18 protein-coding genes are annotated in these 18041 nt (G+C 69.9%); 8 read left to right on the forward strand and 10 right to left on the reverse strand.

Going from position 1 to position 18041, the window contains the following annotated elements; translation table 11 throughout:
• Positions 1-114 precede the first annotated feature (114 nt).
• Together V5F66_RS01110 and V5F66_RS01115 are read right to left on the reverse strand one after the other, a co-directional pair.
• The gene (locus tag V5F66_RS01110; RefSeq protein WP_394093025.1) at positions 115-1599 is read right to left on the reverse strand and encodes a protein adenylyltransferase SelO; all 1485 of its coding nucleotides are present in this window, start codon (positions 1597-1599) and stop codon (positions 115-117) included.
• Positions 1600-1698: 99 nt separating this feature from the next.
• Positions 1699-2574, reverse strand: coding sequence for a LysR substrate-binding domain-containing protein (locus V5F66_RS01115; RefSeq protein ID WP_012113188.1), 876 nt, complete (start codon positions 2572-2574; stop codon positions 1699-1701).
• A gap of 96 nt (positions 2575-2670) precedes the next feature.
• Here V5F66_RS01115 and V5F66_RS01120 point away from each other — a divergent pair, with 96 nt between their 5' ends.
• Complete coding sequence (locus V5F66_RS01120; RefSeq protein WP_012113189.1) at positions 2671-3078, forward strand: tautomerase family protein; 408 nt, start codon at positions 2671-2673, stop codon at positions 3076-3078.
• Positions 3079-3348: 270 nt separating this feature from the next.
• Here the strand turns inward: V5F66_RS01120 and V5F66_RS01125 are convergent, their stop codons facing one another.
• Both V5F66_RS01125 and V5F66_RS01130 read right to left on the reverse strand, forming a co-directional pair.
• On the reverse strand, positions 3349-4014 hold the full coding sequence (locus V5F66_RS01125; RefSeq protein WP_041575214.1) for a DsbA family protein: 666 nt from the start codon (positions 4012-4014) through the stop codon (positions 3349-3351).
• A gap of 220 nt (positions 4015-4234) precedes the next feature.
• Entirely contained in the window at positions 4235-4732 is a 498-nt protein-coding gene (locus tag V5F66_RS01130) for a DUF721 domain-containing protein (RefSeq protein WP_394000819.1), read from the reverse strand.
• Between the two features lie 219 nt (positions 4733-4951).
• Between V5F66_RS01130 and mutY the strand changes: the two genes are divergently transcribed.
• Entirely contained in the window at positions 4952-6019 is a 1068-nt protein-coding gene (gene mutY / locus V5F66_RS01135) for an A/G-specific adenine glycosylase (RefSeq protein WP_394050296.1), read from the forward strand.
• A gap of 151 nt (positions 6020-6170) precedes the next feature.
• Here mutY and V5F66_RS01140 read toward each other — a convergent pair whose 3' ends face one another.
• The gene (locus V5F66_RS01140) at positions 6171-7289 is read right to left on the reverse strand and encodes a site-specific DNA-methyltransferase (RefSeq protein WP_394050294.1); all 1119 of its coding nucleotides are present in this window, start codon (positions 7287-7289) and stop codon (positions 6171-6173) included.
• A gap of 423 nt (positions 7290-7712) precedes the next feature.
• On the opposite strand from V5F66_RS01140, the gene V5F66_RS01145 reads away from it, so the two are divergent.
• Positions 7713-8141, forward strand: a complete 429-nt coding sequence (locus V5F66_RS01145; RefSeq protein WP_012113194.1) for a Rieske (2Fe-2S) protein — start codon at positions 7713-7715, stop codon at positions 8139-8141.
• A gap of 158 nt (positions 8142-8299) precedes the next feature.
• Positions 8300-8839 (forward strand): hypothetical protein, encoded by a 540-nt coding sequence (locus V5F66_RS01150; RefSeq protein WP_012113195.1) that lies wholly within the window; start codon positions 8300-8302, stop codon positions 8837-8839.
• An 86-nt stretch (positions 8840-8925) separates the two neighbouring features.
• Here the strand turns inward: V5F66_RS01150 and V5F66_RS01155 are convergent, their stop codons facing one another.
• Positions 8926-9834 carry an NAD(P)-dependent oxidoreductase gene (locus tag V5F66_RS01155; RefSeq protein WP_394093026.1) on the reverse strand — a complete coding sequence of 303 codons (909 nt, stop codon included), beginning with the start codon at positions 9832-9834 and terminating at the stop codon, positions 8926-8928.
• 105 nt (positions 9835-9939) lie between these two features.
• Here V5F66_RS01155 and V5F66_RS01160 point away from each other — a divergent pair, with 105 nt between their 5' ends.
• Positions 9940-11022 carry a LacI family DNA-binding transcriptional regulator gene (locus V5F66_RS01160; protein ID WP_394093027.1) on the forward strand — a complete coding sequence of 361 codons (1083 nt, stop codon included), beginning with the start codon at positions 9940-9942 and terminating at the stop codon, positions 11020-11022.
• The gene (locus V5F66_RS01165) at positions 11019-11825 is read left to right on the forward strand and encodes a TrmH family RNA methyltransferase (RefSeq protein WP_394093028.1); all 807 of its coding nucleotides are present in this window, start codon (positions 11019-11021) and stop codon (positions 11823-11825) included. The genes V5F66_RS01160 and V5F66_RS01165 overlap by 4 nt, the downstream gene beginning before the upstream one ends.
• A gap of 109 nt (positions 11826-11934) precedes the next feature.
• Here V5F66_RS01165 and V5F66_RS01170 read toward each other — a convergent pair whose 3' ends face one another.
• A complete protein-coding gene (locus tag V5F66_RS01170; protein ID WP_012113199.1) occupies positions 11935-12651 on the reverse strand; it encodes an MgtC/SapB family protein in 717 nt (238 codons plus the stop codon).
• A gap of 10 nt (positions 12652-12661) precedes the next feature.
• On the opposite strand from V5F66_RS01170, the gene V5F66_RS01175 reads away from it, so the two are divergent.
• A complete protein-coding gene (locus V5F66_RS01175) occupies positions 12662-12967 on the forward strand; it encodes a hypothetical protein (protein WP_394093029.1) in 306 nt (101 codons plus the stop codon).
• 105 nt (positions 12968-13072) lie between these two features.
• The gene (gene leuC, locus V5F66_RS01180) at positions 13073-14500 is read left to right on the forward strand and encodes a 3-isopropylmalate dehydratase large subunit (protein WP_394093030.1); all 1428 of its coding nucleotides are present in this window, start codon (positions 13073-13075) and stop codon (positions 14498-14500) included.
• Positions 14501-14581: 81 nt separating this feature from the next.
• On the opposite strand, the gene nadC is transcribed toward leuC, so the two are convergent.
• From nadC to nadA, 3 genes are read right to left on the reverse strand one after another with little or no spacing between them, the layout of a single operon-like run.
• Positions 14582-15433: a carboxylating nicotinate-nucleotide diphosphorylase gene (gene nadC / locus V5F66_RS01185; protein ID WP_394093031.1), complete on the reverse strand. Its 852-nt coding sequence runs from the start codon at positions 15431-15433 to the stop codon at positions 14582-14584.
• 11 nt (positions 15434-15444) lie between these two features.
• The gene (locus tag V5F66_RS01190) at positions 15445-16986 is read right to left on the reverse strand and encodes an L-aspartate oxidase (protein WP_394093032.1); all 1542 of its coding nucleotides are present in this window, start codon (positions 16984-16986) and stop codon (positions 15445-15447) included.
• Positions 16983-18026, reverse strand: coding sequence for a quinolinate synthase NadA (nadA, locus tag V5F66_RS01195; RefSeq protein ID WP_394093033.1), 1044 nt, complete (start codon positions 18024-18026; stop codon positions 16983-16985). Before nadA ends, V5F66_RS01190 begins: the two co-directional genes overlap by 4 nt.
• Positions 18027-18041: the final 15 nt, after the last annotated feature.

Raw genomic sequence — 18041 nt, forward strand, 5'->3', positions numbered from 1 at the left:
GGCTGGGAACAGTTTTCGCATGCTATTCCAGGCAGTTCGGGGTGGACGCCCAGGACAAGGCCGGGCATGACGGGGGTGGTCGCGGTAATACCGGTCTTGATTTCAACCGGTCCCTCACGTCCCGCAGAAGGTCTGGTAGCCCTCCATGGACGGCGGCAGGCCGGCATAGGCGGCAAACGCCGGCTGCTCCTCGAAGGGGTGTGCCAGCACCGTATTCAGCGTCTCGAACGGCGCGAAATCGCCCTCCGTCGCCAACGCGATCACCTGTTCCACCAGATGGTTGCGCGGGATGAAGAGGGGATTGACGCGGTCCATGGCCGCGCGGGTCGCCGCGCCGTCGCGCCCGGTGGCGGCGAGGCGCTCGCGCCAGCGGGTGGTCCAGGCGTCGAAGGCCTCCCGGTCGAGGAACAGGTCGCGCACCGGCCCACCCGCGTCTGCATCCTCCGCCAGCGCGCCGAGCCGGCGGAAAGTGAGGGTGAAGTCGGCCTTGGACGCGGCCATCACCGACAGCAGCTCCAAAGCGAGGGTGGTGTCCTCCTCGCTCGCCACCCCGTCCGGCCCGGCGAGACCGATCTTGGCGACGAGGCCGGAATGGTACGCCGCCCTGAAGCGCGCCGGGAAGTCCTTCAAGGCGCCGTTGGCCGCGGCGACGGCGGCCTCCTTGTCCTCGCCCAGCAGCGGGATCAGGCATTCGGCGAGGCGCGCCAGGTTCCAGTGGGCGATATCCGGCTGGTTGCCATAGGCGTAGCGGCCCATCTGGTCGATGGAGGAGAACACCGTTTCCGGATCGTAGGCGTCCATGAAGGCGCAGGGGCCGTAATCGATGGTCTCGCCGGAGACCGACATGTTGTCCGTGTTCATCACCCCGTGGATGAAGCCCACCAGAAGCCAGCGCGCCACCAGCGCCGCCTGCCGGCCGATGACGCCGTTCAGCAGCGCCAGATAGGGTTCGGGGGTGCCGGCCAGCTCCGGATAATGCCTGGCGATGGTGTAGTCGGCCAGCTGGCGCACCGCGTCGGTGGCCTTGCGGGCGGCGAAGAACTGGAAGGTGCCGATGCGGATATGGCTCGCCGCCACCCGCGCCAGCACGGCGCCCGGCAGTGGGCGGTCGCGCAGCACCGGCTCGCCGGTGGTCACTGCTGCCAGCGCCCGCGTGGTGGGGATGCCCAGCGCCGCCATGGCCTCGCTGACGATATATTCGCGCAGCACCGGACCCAGCGCCGCCCGCCCGTCGCCGCGGCGGGAGAAGGGTGTGGGGCCCGAGCCCTTCAGCTGGATGTCGCGGCGCCGGCCGGCGCGGTCCACCACCTCGCCCAAAAGGATCGCCCGCCCGTCGCCGAGCTGGGGCGTGAACTGGCCGAACTGGTGGCCGGCATAAGCCAGCGCGATGGGGTCGGCGCCTTCCGGCACGTGCTGGCCGGCGAACATCTCCACCGCGTGAGGGGTAGCCAGCGCTTCGGGGTCGAGGCCCAGCTCCTCCGCGAGGGGGGCGTTGACCTTCACGAGGCCGGGCGCGGTCACCGGGGTGGGCGTGGCGGGGGCATAGAAGCCCGGCAGGTCGCGGGCGTAGGAATTGTCGAAGGGGAAAGGGGCGGACATGGTGCGGCAATCTCCCCCGGGGCGGAAAAGGGGCAGACCCCCCGGGCCGTCAACGATGGGGAAAAGGTGGGGTCTCCCCCCGGCGATGTCCAGCCGGCGTCACGCCACGGCGTAGAGCGGATGCTCGCGGCGCAGCTCCTCCAGCAGGATCTCCTCCACCTTGGCGAGGGCCGGCGGGCGGCTGCCGGGGCGGCCATAGAGCACGAATTCCATGTCCGGCAGGCTGGCGCGATCGAGGTCGGCCACCACCGCGAGGTCGGGCCTCAGCGCGCGCGGCGAGCGCACGGTGACGCCGATGCCCGCGCCCACAGCCGCCATCAGCCCTGGCAGGCTGGGGCTGGTGAAGGCGATGCGGAAGGCCCGCCCCGCCGCATTAAGCGCCGAGATGGCGGCGCTGCGGCAGATGCAGGGGTTCTCGAACAACACCAGCGGCACCGGGGCCTCCCGGTCGAGGCGCAGGTGGCGGGCGGCGATCCACACCATGGGTTCGCGCAGCAGCAGGGTGGTGGGCAGGTCGCTCTCGTTGCGCAGGCCCACCGCGATGTCGAGGTCCTCCGCCTTCAGCTTGTCCAGCATGGTGACGGTGGTGCACACGCGCACCGTGATGGGGGCCTGGGGAAAGCTGGCCGCGAGGCGATAGAGGATGCGCTTCATCACGTCTTCGCCCACGTCCTGCACGAAGCCGAGCCGCAGCGGCTGGGCGAAGGCGCCGTGGACGTGCTGAGTGAGCACCCGGTCGTTGAGGTCGAGCAGGCGGCGGGCATCCTCCAGGAAGGCGCCGCCGCGCGGGGTGGGGGAGACCGCACGGCCGCGCCGCTCCAGCACCTGGAAGCCGAGGGATTCGGCCAGCCGGTCCATCTGCAGGCTCACGGCCGACTGGCTGCGCCCCACCTTGCGCGCGGCCGCCGAGATGGAGCCCAGATCGGCCACCGCCGCGAAGCTGCGCAGGAGATCGAGATCGAGGTTGCGGATCATGATATGAGAATATCCGATTTCTCGGATTTTAGAATTCAAATTTTCTCATGCGAAGGCGCGGCGTAGGGTGACGCCATCAACCCGATGGAGACTCTTATGCCCCTTCTTGATGTGAAGCTGTCCGGCACGCCGGATGCCGCGCTAGCCGCCACGGTCGCGGCCACCCTGTCCGATCTCACCGCCCGCATCCTGCACAAGGACCCGAAGGTGACGGCGGTCGCGATTTCCTTCGTGCCGCGGGAGCAGTGGTTCGTGGGTGGCGCGTCGCTGGCGGCGAAGACGGCCTCGTCCTTCGCCCTCGACATCCAGGTGGTGGACGGCACCAACACCAAGGACGAGAAGGCGGCCTATCTGGAAGCCGTGTTCGCCGCCATGGGCGCCCTGCTGCCGGACCTCGATCCGGAGAGCTACATCCTGGTGCGCGAGGTGAAGGCCGACGCCTACGGCTACGGCGGGCGCACCCAGGAAAGCCGCTATGTGGAGAAGAAGCTGAAGGCGGCGTGAGGGCGGGTACTTCGACGGTCCGCCGTGCTCCGGAGCATCGACCAGTCACGCTGGAAACCCTCTCCCGTTTGCGGGGGAGGGCAGGGTGGGGCAACGGTGCTTTGCCTTAGCGCTATCGGTACAAGGGGAGAGGGCCTGCCGCCTCCCCAACCCTCCCCCGCACTGAAGCCGGATGTTTCCGACTTCAGTTCTTGGGAACTGAACTCGGCAACAGCCGAGTTCGGGCGGGAGAGGGGGAGCATCATGCCCCGTGAGATGCGCGGCCCTGTCTCACTTGCCGGCGAGGAGCGGGGCCAGTTCCTTGTCCCACTCGGCGATGCCGAGGGCGCCGGAGATCTTCTTGCCGTTGATGAAGAAGGTGGGGGTCGCGTTCACGCCCAGCTCCTTGTTGGCGTAGAGGGCGCTTTCCTGCACCTTCTCGCCCAGGGTCTGGTCGGTGAGGCACTTCTCGAAATCGGCCTGGCTCATGCCCGCCTGCTTGGCCACGGCCAGAAGACCGGCCGCCGGATCCTGGCTGTAGGCCCAGGCCTTCTGCGTCTCGAACAGGGTCGAGACCATGGGGAAATATTTGTCGTCCGGCATGCAGCGGGCCAGCATGAAAGCGGCGGTGGCCACCGGCTCGAACGGGAATTCGCGGAAGATGAAGCGCACCTTGCCGGTGTCGATATACTTCGTCTTCAGCTCCGGGAAGGTGGTGGTGTGGAAGGCGGCGCAGTGGCTGCAGGTCGCCGAGGCGTATTCCACCACCGTCACCGGCGCCGTGGCGCTGCCGATCGCCTTCTCCGGCAGGGGGCTCGCGGCGGGGGCCATTAGCTTGGCCTGCTCGACGGTCTGCGCGGCGGCCGGCTCGAACGGCACGGTGAGGCCGAGGCCCAGGCCGGCGGCGAGGGCGGCAAGTCCGGCTCCGGCCAGGAAGCGGCGGCGATCGAGAATCATGGACATCTCCGAAAGGTCCGGCGTCGGATCCGGCGGTCCCGCGCGGGCGGGAGCCGGATGCGCCATATCGCCGAAGCTATTGAGCGCAAAGCACGGGTAGGAGCGGGGCAGGGCACCCCGCCGGTGGAATCCATGGCGCTCTAACATGTCGCCCGTATGGCGGCAAACCTTGCGCTGATCACAGCTTGTTCAGTGCCGCCGCAGGCCCGCCGAAAGCGGTTCAGCCGTGCCCGCGCTCGCGCCGCACCAGCGCACCGAGGCGGGCGAGGGAGGCGGCCAGCGCCTCGTCCTCGAAGGCGCCAATTTCCCCGCGCACGGCGGCGATGGTCGCCGGCTCGGGCTTGGGCGGCGGAAGCTGGCGGGCGTGGCGCTGGGGCACCGGCCCCTGGCGCAAGGCGAGGCGCCCCACGCAGCGCCAGCCGAAATAGGCATTGATGCGCTCCACCACCACGCCGGCCGCATATTGCAGCTCGATGGCATAGGCCCCTTCCACCCGCACCACGAGGGTTGCGGCGGCGCCGTCCTCCTTGGGCCATTGCAGGCGCACGGGCATGCAGCGCGGGGCAAGGTCCGGCCCCACGATCTCGTCCCAGTGGGTCACCACCTCCACCACCGAGAAGCCCGCCTTGCCGCACAGGTCCGAGATGCTCGGCGCGACGAAGTCGGCGAGCGGCCGGGGGCCGGAGTGGCGGCGGAGCGTGCGGGGCGGGTTCGACACGGGGCGTCTCTGAATGGGGAAGAGGGCGCGGCACCCCTTGTCCTGCGGCGCCGGCGCGGCCACCTTGGCCGCATGACATCCTCCCCCGCCGCAAGAGCCACGGCAAGAGCCGCCGCGAGAGCCGCAGCGCGCGCCGCTGCGAGAGCGACCGCGAGGGCCTCGGCCCATGCCGCAGCCAGTCCGGACGCAACAAGCTCCAGCGCACCTGTCGCCGCGCCCGTGCCATCGGCCCCCGGCGGACCTGATCCTGCCGCGCTGCTCGCCTGGTACGACCGTCACCGCCGCCGCCTGCCCTGGCGGGCCGAGCCGGGGCGGCGGGCCGATCCCTACCATGTGTTCCTCTCCGAGATCATGCTGCAGCAGACCACGGTGAAGGCGGTGGGGCCGTATTTCGGCGCCTTCCTGGCCCGCTGGCCCAGCGTGTCGCATCTCGCCGACGCGCCGCTGGAGGAGGTGCTATCCGCCTGGGCGGGGCTCGGCTATTACGCCCGCGCCCGCAATCTGCACGCCTGCGCCAAGGCGGTGGTGGACCGCCACGGCGGAGCGTTTCCGGATGCCGAGGCGGCGCTGCTGGATCTTCCCGGCATCGGCCCCTACACGGCCGCCGCCATCGCCGCCATCGCCTTCGACCGGCCGGCAAGCCCGGTGGACGGCAATATCGAGCGCGTCATCTCCCGCCTCTATGCCATCGGCGAGCCGTTGCCGGGGGCGAAACCCGCCATCAAGGCCCGAGCCGCCGCGCTGACGCCGCCGGATCGGCCAGGGGATTTCGCCCAGGCCATGATGGATCTCGGCGCCACCATCTGCACGCCGAAATCCCCCGCCTGCTCGCTCTGCCCCTGGATGGAGCCGTGCGCGGCGCGGGCCGAGGGCGATGCCGCCCGCTATCCGGTGAAGGCGCCCAAGGGCGACAAGCCCCGGCGCGAGGGCACCGCCTTCCTCGCCGTGCGGGCGGATGGCGCGGTGCTGCTGCGCACCCGGCCGGACAAGGGCCTTCTGGCGAAGATGACGGAAGTGCCCTCCACCCCCTGGGACAGCCGGGCGGGGGCGAAGGCGCCGGCGCGCGCCGAGGATCACGCCCCCTTCCCGACCCGCTGGCGCGCTGTGCCGGGGGTGGTGGAGCACGTCTTCACCCATTTTGCGCTGACGCTGAAGGTGCTCCGCGCCGACCTGCCCGCTGCCACGCCGGCCCCGGAGGGCCATCGCTGGGTGCGGCCGGAGGGCTTCGGGCGGGAGGCGCTGCCCTCGCTCATGCGCAAGGTGCTGGCCCACGGGGGGATCGAGTAGAGGACAGCCGCTGTCATCCCCCGAACCACCGTCATCCCCGGCTTGACCGGGGAGGTCCATCTGGCATCCGTGGCCGGGCTTTGAAGAGGGGATGCTGCGGCCGGGATAGGCGGGCGTCACCGGCGTGCGTAAGTGGAGCGTCCCGGCTGGCCTATTCCGCCGCGATGCCCATCTCGGCCCTGAGGCGAGCGCGCAGGGTGTCGATGGGATGGCGGCGGCCCTGTTCTTCCACGTGCCAGAAGGTCCAGCCGTTGCAGGCTTCCGCCCCCTGCGCCAGCGCGCCGACGCGGTGGATGGAACCCACATTCTGCCCGCCGGCCAGTGCCAATGTGCCATCGGCCCGCACCACAGCGCGGAAGCGGCCCTTGGCGTCGGTCAGCTCGGCGCCGGGCGTCACCAGCCCGCGCTCCACCAGCACCGAGAAGGCGACGCGCGGGGCTTCCCGCGCGCTGGGCGGGGCGACGAGGGCATCTTCCGGCAGCGGCTCCACCGCGTCGATGCGGGCGCGCGCGGCCTGCGCATAGGCCTCCTCCCGCTCGATGCCGATAAAGGAGCGGCGCAGGCGCTTCGCCACAGCGCCGGTGGTGCCGGAGCCGAAGAAGGGGTCGAGCACCACGTCGCCGGGCTTCGTCGCCGAGAGCAGGACGCGGGCGAGCAGGGCCTCGGGCTTCTGGGTGGGGTGCAGCTTCTTGCCCGCCCCGTCCTTCAGCCGCTCCTGGCCGGTGCAGAGGGGAAACAGCCAGTCCGAGCGCACCTGCACGTCGTCGTTGCCGGCTTTCAGCGCCTCGTAATTGAAGGTGTATTTGGCATCCGCGCTGCGGGCGGCCCAGATCAGTGTCTCGTGGGCATTGGTGAAGCGCCTACCCCGGAAGTTGGGCATGGGGTTGGCCTTGCGCCACACGATGTCGTTGAGGATCCAGAAGCCCAGATCCTGCATCATGGCGCCGACGCGGAAGATGTTGTGATAGGAGCCGATGACGAACAGCGTGCCGTTCGGCTTCAGCGCCCGCCGCGCGGCCAGAAGCCAGGCGCGGGTGAAGGCATCATAGGTGGCGAAGCTGTCGAAGCGGTCCCAGTCGTCGTCCACGGCATCGACGAGGCTCTCGTCGGGCCGCTTCAGCTCGCCGCCGAGCTGGAGATTGTAGGGCGGATCGGCGAACACGAGGTCCACGCTGCCGGCGGGCAGGCCGGCCATCATCTGGATGCTGTCGCCGAGGAGGATCTGGTCGAGGGGCAGGTCGCCCGGCGCGGCGCCGGCCGCGTCCCGCATCCGCTTCGCCGAAGACATGGCGCGCGCGGCACGGGGTGCCGCCGCGGGCACATCGACGACCCGCGGGGCCGAACCGACCGCGTTCGCGGCCCGCGGGGCCGCCAAGGGGGCAGGCTCGGCATACTCCGGACAAACGCCCAACTGGCGCGCCGTCCGTCCGGCTGCCCCCTTGGCCACACTACGCATGACGCAACCCTACGCAACGCTTACGAACAGGCAGGAGTGTGGCTGGCAGGGGTTAAGGCGGGGTGAAGGGGAAGCGGGTTGGAAGCCACGGAGCTTGCGGCGGCTCGGCTTGTTCCCGCGCCTTCGGATGGCCGCCGAAACCCGACAATTCCCCGTGGCGTCGATCTTGCATGGGTTTGGTCCATGTCTGCTTCCCGCCAAGGGGGGCGCCTAGTACGTCCGGGGAAGGCGCGGTCCATGAGTGAGCTTTTCGCCGTATGTGCCACCTATGAGGTCGATGACGGCGACGCGCGCGGCTTCGTGCTGGCGCGGCTGGACGAGAATGGCGCCGTCAAGAGGTGGCCCATCCTCATCGCCCGCCAGTCCAAAAATTATTACGGCTACGAGAATGCCTGCCCCCACGAGGGCACGCGCCTGGACCTGGTGCCGGGGGAGTTTCTCGACCGGGAGGGCAACTTCCTCACGTGCGGCCGGCACGGGGCGAAGTTTGATTTCGACACCGGCCATTGCTTCATCGGCCCCTGCCAGGGCAAGGCGCTGACGCCCATCAAGCTCGTCATCGACGATGGCGACGTGTGCCTGGTGGATGTCGAGCTGGCCGAAGAAGACGGACTAGACATTGAGGACCCCAACGAGGTCCCCGAGGTCCTGATCACGGGCGATTGACGCGGGCCCCACGGCCCGCCGACCAGAGGTCGCGCCCTTCGGGCGCGGCAGACCGCGACGGTGCGGTCCGCGCGGCACTCCCTGCCGCCGCGGGCGAGCGCACCGAAGGCAAGCCCACGACGACCTCCACCCCCGACCTCCATAAAGGACCAATCCTTATGACTGCCATTGCAGATACGCCGTTTGCCAAGCTCGAAACCGAGGGCCGGCTGCTGAAGCCCAGCCTGAATGCCGACACCCACGTGGCCGGCCGCTTCGGCTTTCGCGGCGAAATCTCCTATGACGGCCCGGAGACCCTCCTGAAGGAGGTCTTCGCCGTGTCCGAAGACGGCCAGCCGGCCATCGGCTTCCTCGCCGGCTCCATCGCCGAGTTCGAATCCCTGCCCAAGCTGGTCGAGACCTTCGGCTCGGCCTTCAATGCCGATGGCAAGTATCTGATCTATATTGCGGACCTGCCCCAGGGCAATCGCCTGTCGATCCAGTTCGGCGATGTGAAGATCTTCGCCATCTTCATCGATGGAACGTCGGTCTACAACGAGCTGATCGACACGTTCTACGTGGATAAGATCAAGCTGAAGAAGTACGATACCGCCGCCAAGCTCGACGCGCTGGCCGATGTGGGCCTGAAGTATTCCTCGCCTTCCGACTACAAGGAAGTGTCCTACGAAGACGGTCTGGCGATCAAGAACGCGGCCTGAGCCCCGAGCCGGAACACTGCCCACACAGCCCGCCGGAGCACGTACCGACCGCGTCATGGCGGATCGTCACGTGCTCCGGGGCGGGTTCAGCTTTTCTTGACCCCGTTCATCTGCGCCACCACGTCCACCAGCAATGGCACGTTCTTCTCGCCGTTCCCCAGCCCCTCGGCGGTGGCGTAGAGGTTTTTCACCGTGGCGCTGATGAAGGCCGCCGCGCCGGTGTTGGTGGCGAGGTTGGTCACATAGCGCATGTCTTTGTGCGCGTTGGTGATGGTGAAGCGGTGGGCGTTCACGTCGCCGTCCAGCGCATAGCCCATGAAGGTGCGGTAGAAGCCGCAATCCATGCGCCCGCCGCGGATCACCGCGTCGAACACCTGCGGCGTCACCCCCGCCTTGGCGGCCAGCGCCAGCGCTTCCGCATAGATGGCGCCATAGCCCAGCGACAGGAAGTTGTTGAGCAGCTTCATGGTGTGCCCCGCCCCCGGCGCGCCCACCCGCACGATGCGGTTCGCATAGGCCGCCACCACCGGCTCGATCACCGCGAAGGCGGCGTCGTGGGCACCCACCATGGCCGAGAGCGTGCCTTCGTCCGCCTGCACCGGCGTGCCGCCGAGGGGCGAATCGCAGAAGAAGATGCCGCGCGCCTCCAGCTCCGCCGCCAGCGCCATGGTGAGGGTGGGCTCGGAGGTGGAGGTATCGATGATATGGAGGCCGGACCTCGCGGTGGAGAGGATGCCGTTTTCCCTGCGCAGCACCGCTTCCACCTGCGGCGCGCCGGTGACGCACAGGACGATGATGTCGCTCACCTGCGCCAGCTCGGCGGCGGACTTCACCTCGGTGGCGCCGCGCCCGACGAGGTCTTCCACCGGCGCCCGGTTGCGATGGCCCAGCACTGCAAGCGGAAAACCCCTGGCGAGGATGTTCTTCGCCATCCCGTGCCCCATCAGGCCCACGCCGATGAAGCCCACCCGCGCCTTGGTCGTATCCTCGGTCATGTCGGTCGTCCCCGTGCCAATTACCATTGGTCGTTGCCGTTAAATCGTTTAACATGAACGAAAGGACGGCGCGAGACGCGACAGATCCGGTTATAGGGAAGGCCCATGGATGACAATATCCCCGCTCAGGCCCCAGCCGGCCAGCTGCCCGCTTCCATCGGCAAGGTGACGCTCCAGGGCCTCGCCCGCGAGCTTGGATTGTCCACTGCCACCATTTCGCTCGCCCTGCGCGACAGCCCCATGGTGGCGGAGGCGACGCGCCTCAAGGTGCAGGAAGTGGCCCGCGCCCGTGGCTATGTGGCCAATCGCGGCGCCGCGGCCCTGCGTACGGCGCGCACCAACATCGTGGCGCTGGGCCTGCACGACATCGTCAACCCCTCCTTCACCGAGCTGCTCGCGGCGGTGGAGGAGGCGCTGACCGCTGCCGGCAAGACCGTGCTGCTGGGCGTCAGCCAGGAGGATGTGGCGCGCCAGACCCGCACCCTGGGGACCCTTGCCGAATATCGCCCCGACGCCTTCCTGGTCTCGCCCGCCGCTTATTCCACGGTCGCGGACCTGAAGGCGCTCGCCTCCACCGGCATCGCCGTGGTGCAGGTGACGCGGGAGATCGAGGGCTCCGGTTTCGATTTCGCCGGCTCGGACGATGTGACCGGGGTGGCGCTGGGCGTCGCCCATCTGGTGGAGCTGGGCCATACCCGCATCGGCATGCTGGGCGGCTTCGGCGCCATCTCCACCGGCCGCAAGCGCCTCGCCGGATATAAGGCGGGTCTCGCCGCCGCCGGCCTCACCTTCGATCCCACCCTGGTGATGGAAGGGCCGGGCCTGCGGGAAGAAGGCCGCCGCCAGCTGGCGCGACTGCTGGCGCTGGAGGAGCCGCCCACCGCCGCCGTCAGCTTCAACGACCTCTCCGCCTTCGGTGCCCTCATGGAGCTGCAGGCAGCCGGGCTCACGGTGGGCCGCGACTTCTCGCTGGTGGGCTATGACGATATCGGCGAGGCCAAGGTCTGGCATCCGGGGCTGACCTCGGTGCACACCTTCATCCCCGAATATGGCCGGGCCGCCGCCGACCTCGCCCTGAAGCGCATCGCCGATCCGTCGCGCCCGGTGGAACGGGTGGAGATGCCCCCCAAGCTGGTGGTGCGCGCCACCACAGCCCCGCCGGTGCCGGTGAAGCGCCGGCCCCTATGATCCTTCCGATTGCTGAGGCCGACGATCCGCGCATCGCGGATTTCCGGGACGTGCGCGAGCGCGACCTCGTGGGCCGGCAGGGCGCCTTCATGGCCGAGGGGGAGGTGGTGCTGCGCCTCCTCGTGTCCCGTCTCGGCGGAGCGGACAGCCACCGCCTGCGCGCGCTGCTCCTGTCCGAAGCGCAGGCGCAGCGGCTCGGAGATGTCATCGCCGCCCTGCCGCAGGACGTGCCCGTCTATGTGGCGGGGCAGAAGGTGATGGACCAGGTGGTGGGCTTTCCCATCCATCGCGGCATCCTCGCGCTCGGGGCGGCGCGGCCGCTGCCGGAGCCTGCGGCGTTGCTGGAGCGACTGGGGGAGCGGGCGCTGGTGGTGGCGGCCCTCGGCCTCACCAATCACGACAATATGGGCGGCATCTTCCGTAATGCGGCGGCCTTCGGCGCCGATGCGGTGCTGATCGATGCCGCCTGCTGCGATCCGCTCTACCGCAAGGCGATCCGGGTGTCGGTGGGGGCAAGCCTGGTGGTGCCGTTCGCGCGGGTGGCGGATGGGGCGGCGGCCGTGGAGTTGCTGAAGGCGCGCGGCTTCGAGGTGGTGGCGCTGTCGCCTGCCGGGCGGGAGCCTCTATCGCGGCTGGTCCGGCCGCCGCGCGTGGCGGCCCTGTTCGGCACCGAGGGGCCGGGCCTGCAGGACGCGGTGATGGCCATGACGCGGACCGTCGCCATTCCCATGGCGGCCGGCTTCGACAGCCTGAACGTCGCGACCACCAGCGGCATCGTCCTGCATCATTTGTCGGGGGTGTGAGGGATTCATACCATCGGCCCCGGTCTTCGACCGAAGCCAAGTGGGTCACGCTCAGGCGCCGCGCGGGCTTGGCCGAAGACCCATGAGTCAAGCTCAAGGGCCTTCGGCCTCACTCCTCCGTGGTGCTCTCCCAGGTGGCGTGGCGCACGCCGGGCAAGGCGGCGAGGCGGTCGGTGACTGCGTCCAGCTCGGCGGGCTCCACCGCCGTGCTCACGAGCTTGGCCACCAGCAGGGACGTATCGTCGGCGGCGGGACCCTCTTCCACGTCACTCACCGGATATTTCGCCTGTTCCAGCAGCTCGATGAGCTTCTCGCGCAGGTCGGGGATGGCGTCGGTGTCCACCGTCACGCGGACCTCGTAGCTCACTTCCGAACGACGCTCGTCCAGCGGGATGCGGTCGATGAAGTTGGCCACCGGGCGCAGCAGGGTGTTGCCGGCGATGATGATGAAGGTCAGCAGCATGGCCTCGGCCAGCATGTCCGCCCCGGTGAAGCAGCCCACCGCCGCCGAGCACCACAGGGTGGCGGCGGTGTTGAGGCCGCGCACGTTGAGGCCTTCCTTCATGATGACGCCGGCGCCGAGGAAGCCGACGCCGGTGACCACGTTGGCCACCACGCGCATGGCCTCCTGATTGCCGGCGATGCGCGCGGCAAGGTCCACGAAGGCGGCGGCGCCCACCGCCACCAGCACGTTGGTGCGCAGGCCGGCGGTGCGCTGGCGGTACTGCCGCTCCGCGCCGATGAGCGTGCCGAGCACGAAGGCGGCGCCAAGGCTCAGGACGGAATCAAGGAACGACCACAATTCGAAGGTCTTAAGGAAGCTCACGCGGGTCCCCATGCTGGGCTGGTTCCGGGCGTCTTCTTCCTCGCGTCCCGGCGGCGGGCGGGCAAGGGAAAAAGCCAGCCGGAGACGTTTTCACAGTCTCGCGCGCCGGATTGTCGCGGCTCGATGGAACTGCTACAAACCGCCCATGCATCATGCCTGTGCGCCTCTTTCGATCCTGAGCCGGGTGGCCCTTTGCGCCGCCGGGCCGTTCGCGCGCACGACCATGGAGTTTGCGGCGGTGCCGGATCATGTCCGCCTGCCGGGTCGCTTCTTCGGCCGCTTCACCACGGCGGCCTCGGCCCAGCTTCGCGGCTGACGCGCATTCAAGTCTCGTTGTCGAGACAGCCCGCATTCCAGATACCGGCCCGGCCGCCCATCGCGCGCGCCGGCCTCTCCTCAGGACAGGACGTAAGACGTAGCCATGACCGCACCCGCGAACGGCCCCCGCACCCTCTATGACAAGATCTTCGACGACCACGTGGTGGCGCGGCAGGAGGACGGCACCTGCCTCCTCTACATCGACCGCCACCTGGTCCATGAGGTGACCAGCCCCCAGGCCTTCGAGGGCCTGCGCATGACCGGGCGCACCGTGCGCGCGCCGCACAAGACGCTGGCTGTGGTGGACCACAACGTCCCCACCACCGACCGCACCCTGCCGAACCCGGACCCGGAGAGCGTCGCGCAGATCGCCGCGCTCGCGGAGAATACCCGCGAGTTCGGCGTCGAATATTATGACGGCTTCGACAAGCGCCAGGGCGTGGTCCATGTGGTGGGCCCCGAGCAGGGCTTCACCCTGCCCGGCACCACCATCGTCTGCGGCGACAGCCACACCTCCACCCACGGCGCCTTCGGGGCGCTCGCCCATGGCATCGGCACGTCCGAGGTGGAGCATGTGCTCGCCACCCAGACGCTGATCCAGAAGAAGGCGAAGAACATGCGCGTCACCGTCTCCGGGCCGCTGCCCGAGGGCGTCGGCGCCAAGGACGTGGTGCTCGCCATCATCGGCACCATCGGCACCGCCGGCGGCACCGGCTATGTCATCGAATATGCGGGCGACGCCATCACCTCCCTGTCCATGGAAGGGCGGATGACGGTGTGCAACATGTCCATCGAGGGCGGCGCCCGCGCCGGCCTCGTGGCCCCTGACGAGAAGGCCTTCGCCTATCTGAAGGACCGGCCCAAGTCGCCCAAGGGCGCCGACTGGGATGCCGCGCTGCGCTTCTGGCAGACCCTGCGCACCGACGCGGGTGCCCATTTCGATGCCGAGATCCAGCTCGACGGCGCCAACCTGCCGCCCATCGTCTCCTGGGGCACCAGCCCCGAGGACGTGATCTCGGTGGAGGGCCTCGTGCCTGATCCGGCCCTCATCTCCGACGAGGGCAAGCGTGCCGCCAAGATCCGCGCGCTGGGCTATATGGGCCTCACCGCCGGCACCAAGATCACCGACATCACGCTCGACCGCGTGTTCATCGGCTCGTGCACCAATGGCCGCATCGAGGATCTGCGGCAGGCCGCCGCCATCGTCGCCGGCCACACGGTGAATGCGAACGTGAACGCCATGGTGGTGCCGGGCTCGGGCCTCGTGAAGGAGCAGGCCGAGGCGGAAGGCCTCGACAAGATCTTCCTCGCCGCCGGCTTCGAGTGGCGCGAGCCGGGCTGCTCCATGTGCCTTGCCATGAACGCCGACCGCCTCGCTCCGGAAGAGCGCTGCGCCTCCACCTCGAACCGCAATTTCGAGGGCCGTCAGGGCTTCAAGGGCCGCACCCACCTGGTGTCGCCCGCCATGGCTGCGGCTGCGGCCATCGCCGGCCACTTCGTGGATGTGCGCCACTGGCCCAAGGCGGCGTGAAAGTGATGGCCTGAGGGTTTTCTCAGCCTGTTGATACGGAACGGCCGGGCTCTCGCCCGGCCGTTTTCGTTTGGGGCGCGCTCACCCCACCCAGTCGAGGCCGATGTCGAGGATGGGGGCGCTGTGGGTCAGCCAGCCCACGGAGATGAGGTCCACGCCCGCCGCCGCGATGGCCGGCGCGGTATCTCGGTTCACCCGGCCGGAGGCCTCGGTGAGCATGCGCCCGCCCACCATACGCACGGCCTCGGTGAGTGTCTCAGGCGTCATGTTGTCGAGCAGCACCGCGTCGGCGCCGATGGTGAGCAGCTCTTCCAGCTGGGCGAGGGTGTCCACCTCCACCTCCACCTTCACCATGTGGCCGGCCCGCGCCCGCACCCGGCTCACCGCCTCGCGCACCGAGCCGGCGATGGCCACATGGTTGTCCTTGATGAGCACCGCATCATCGAGGCCGAAGCGATGGTTGGCGCCGCCGCCGGCGCGCACCGCGTATTTCTCCAGCGATCGCAGCCCCGGCGTGGTCTTGCGGGTGCAGACGATCTGCGCCTTGTGGCCGGCGATGGCGGCAACCAGCCCCGCTGTTGCGGTGGCGATGCCGGAGAGCCGGCAGGCCAGATTCAGCCCGGTGCGCTCGCCGGTAAGCAGAGCGCGGGACGAGCCCTCCACCTGTGCCAGCACCGTGCCGGGCTCAACGGCGGTGCCGTCCGTCACGCGCGGGGTGAAGCGCACGGCGCCATCCAGCAGGCGGAAGGCGAGGCGGGCGCAATCGAGGCCTGCCACCACGCCAGGCTGGCGCGCGGCGAGCACGAGGCGGCTCTCATGGCCGGGGGGCACCACTGCGTCGGTGGTGATGTCGCCGGCCCGGCCGAGATCCTCCAGCAGCGCGGCGCGCACGATGGGCTCCACCATCAGCTCGGGGAGCGGGTCGAGGGGCATGGAACGATCCGTCAGCTGGATGAGGCGAGGGCGAAGGCCGGCGCGGCGTGGCGGCGGGCCTCGGCCAGGGTGCGCTCAAGGGTGGTGCGGGAGCGCCGGGCCACGGCGGCGGGCGCGGGGAAATCCGTGCGCGCATGCGCGCCCCGGCTTTCTTCACGGGCCAGCGCCGACACGGCCATCATGAGCCCTACCCGGGCGGGGGCGCAGGCCGGCCCCGCGCCCTCTGCCAGCGGCAGCAGGCGGGCGATGGCGGTGGCAAGGCCGGCGGCATCGCGGGTGACGCCGAGATGGCGCGAGACGATGGGGCGGACTGAGGTCGCGTCCGGCGCCGCCGGCAAATGAACGGCTATTCGGCGGGCGGGGGCGCGGGCCGGCGTTCCGGCCACGCTCAGGGCCGCCGCGCGGCCGCAGACCACCGCCTCCAGAAGCGAATTGCTGGCGAGCCGGTTGGCGCCGTGGAGGCCGGTGGCCGCCACCTCGCCCGCGGCCCACAGGCCGGGAACGGAGCTGCGGCCGTCCGCATCCACGCCGATGCCGCCCATGTGGTAGTGCGCCGCCGGGCGGATCGGCACGAGGTCGGTGGCCGGATCGATGCCCGCCGCCCGGCAGCCGGCGGCGACCGAGGGAAAGCGTGTGGCAAAGCGCGCGCCGAGGCTGGCACGGGCATCGAGGAACACCTCGCGCCCCGCAACCAGCTCCTGCCACACGGCGCGGGCGACCACGTCGCGCGGGGCGAGCTCGGCGCCCGGCACGGCTTCCAGCACGCGGCGGCCGGCGCGATCCACGATGAGGGCGCCTTCGCCGCGCACCGCCTCGCTGATGAGGGAGAGCGGGCGGGCCGAGGTGGCGAGCGCGGTGGGGTGGAACTGCACGAATTCGAGGTCCGCCAGCTCCGCCCCGGCCTCGGCGGCCAGCGCGAGGCCCATGCCGAAGGAGGAGGCGGGATTGGTGGTGTGCTCGAACAGGGCGCCCACGCCCCCCGTCGCCAGGATGAGGCGGCGGGTGCGCAGCACGGCGCCGCCGTCGCGGCCGGCCACCAACAGGCCGGCCACCGCGCCATCCTCCATCAGGATGCGCCGGGCTTCGGCCTCCACCACGGTGATGGACGGGCAGGCGCGGGCGGCGATGGTGAGGGCCTGCACCAGCGCGCGGCCGGTGGCGTCGCCGTCCGCATGGACGATGCGGCGCCGGCTGTGGGCGGCCTCAAGGCCGAGGGCGAGGCTGCCGTCGGCGGCCCGGTCGAAGGCGACGCCGAGACGTTCCAGCTCCGCCACGGCGGCAGGGCCATCGGCGAGGATGCGGCGGGCGACCTCGGGATCGCACAGGCCGTCGCCGGCCATCAGCGTGTCGGCGAGGTGGAGGTCGGCGTCGTCGTCGGTGCCGACGCTGGCGGCCATGCCGCCCTGGGCCAGCGGGCTGGAGCCGTCCGCGCCGAGGGGGGCGCGGGTGACCAGCACCACCGGCTCGGGCGCGAGGAAGAGGGCGGCGGCAAGCCCGGCGATGCCACCGCCGACGATGACGGGGCGGCCCTCCAGCCGCTCGAAGCCGGTCACAGCGCCAGCATCCGCTCCACCGAGGCGCGGGCGCGATCCGCCACGTCCGCCGCGATGGTCACTTCGTGCAAATTGCCTTCCAGCGCCTTGCGGATGTTGGCAAGGGTGATCTTCTTCATGTGCGGGCAGAGATTGCAGGGTCGCACGAAGTCGATGTCCGGATAGTTCACGGCGACATTGTCGCTCATGGAGCATTCGGTGAGCAGCACCACGCGGGGCGGGCGCTTCTGCCCCACATAATCGCTCATGGCGGCGGTGGAGCCGGCGAAATCGGCCTCCGCCACCACGTCCGGCGGGCATTCCGGGTGCACCAGAACGGTGACGCCGGGATTGGCGATGCGCAGCTCGCGCACGTCCTGCGCGGTGAAGCGCTCGTGCACCTCGCACTGGCCGGCCCAGGAGATGATCTCGATGCCGGTCTCGGCCGCCACGTTCTTGGCCAGATACTGGTCGGGCAGCATGATCACCTTCGGCACGCCGAAGCTTCTCACGATGCGCGCCGCATTGCCCGAGGTGCAGCACACGTCCACCTCCGCCTTTACGGCGGCCGAGGTGTTCACATAGGCGATGACCGGCAGGCCGGGGTAGGCCTGCCGCATGAGGCGCACGTCCTGCGCCGTGATGGAATCGGCCAGCGAGCAGCCGGCGCCCTGGTCCGGGATCAGCACGGTCTTGCTGGGATTGAGCAGCTTGGCGGTCTCCGCCATGAAATAGACGCCGGCGAGCACGATCACGTCCGCATCCACCCGCATGGCCTCGCGGGCCAGCGCCAGGCTGTCGCCCACGATGTCGGCGACGCAGTGGAAGATTTCCGGCGTCTGGTAATTGTGCGCCAGGATCACCGCGTTGCGCTCGCGCTTCAGGCGCAGGATGGCTTCGGCATCTTCGGCGAAGAAGGCCCAGTCGGCGGGCGGCACCACCCGCCGGACCCGCTCATAGAGCGCGGTGGTGCGGGCGAAGGCCTCCGAGAGGGCATTTCCCGCAAGGGGGCCCCCGGCGAGGCTGGTTTCGGCGAGGGCAGGCTGGGCAAGTGCGACCATTGTCTATACTCAGTT

The organism is Xanthobacter versatilis (assembly GCF_043193975.1).
Classification (GTDB): Bacteria; Pseudomonadota; Alphaproteobacteria; order Rhizobiales; family Xanthobacteraceae; genus Xanthobacter; species Xanthobacter autotrophicus_E.